This is a genomic window from Pseudomonas sp. JV245A (assembly GCF_032424515.1).
GTDB lineage: Bacteria > Pseudomonadota > Gammaproteobacteria > Pseudomonadales > Pseudomonadaceae > Aquipseudomonas > Aquipseudomonas protegens.
Genome location: NZ_VYKE01000621.1, coordinates 1 through 299, shown reverse-complemented (window position 1 = coordinate 299; position 299 = coordinate 1). Strand labels below are relative to the sequence as shown.

Genomic DNA, 299 nt, shown 5'->3' with positions numbered 1-299 from the left:
ACGCTTCGAGGAACAGCAGGTAGGCCGGAACCATGTAGTCCGGCACGTGTTCCTTGAGTGCCGTCTTGAGGCTTTCGCGCAAGGCGGCCTGGGCCTCGACGGTCGGGGTGGCCTCGCTCGGCACGATATAGGCCACCAGTTGCTGGCCGTTCTCGCCGTCATGGGCCAGGACGAAGGCTTCACGCACCGCCGCCTGCTGCACCAGCCGCGCCTCGATTTCCCCCAGCTCGATACGGAAACCGCGGATCTTCACCTGATGGTCGATACGGCCGATGTACTCGATCACCCCATCGGCGCGG

At 64.9% G+C, this 299-nt stretch carries 1 protein-coding gene; it reads right to left on the bottom strand.

From position 1 onward, the window contains the following. Nucleotides 1–299, bottom strand: a 299-nt coding sequence (locus F6S12_RS33315; RefSeq protein ID WP_315870062.1) for an AMP-binding enzyme, incomplete at both ends; no start/stop codon positions are given.